Raw genomic sequence first — 252 nt, 5'->3', positions numbered from 1 at the left:
ATGGGAGTTAACGGGATCGAACCGCTGACCCTCTGCTTGTAAGGCAGATGCTCTCCCAGCTGAGCTAAACTCCCTTTAGCTAAGCGACTTCCTTATCTCACAGGGGGCAACCCCCAACTACTTCCGGCGTTCTAGGGCTTAACTTCTGTGTTCGGCATGGGTACAGGTGTATCTCCTAGGCTATCGTCACTTAACTTCGAGTAATACCTACTCAAAATTGAATATCTATCAAATTCCAAGAAAACCTTCACG

The 252-nt window shown here is 47.6% G+C and carries 1 tRNA gene and 1 rRNA gene; both read right to left on the bottom strand.

Features of this window, described 5'->3' with window-relative positions:
- Window position 1 precedes the first annotated feature (1 nt).
- Window positions 2–74 (bottom strand) — tRNA-Val (locus tag AC3E7H_RS10075).
- A 4-nt stretch (window positions 75–78) separates the two neighbouring features.
- Window positions 79–194, bottom strand: a 5S ribosomal RNA gene (gene rrf / locus AC3E7H_RS10070).
- Window positions 195–252: the final 58 nt, after the last annotated feature.

The sequence above is a fragment of the Streptococcus sp. SCPM-O-B-15304 (M98) genome, from assembly GCF_058200215.1.
Note: the sequence above shows the minus strand (reverse complement) of the source record. Positions and strands in the feature narration are given on the sequence as shown.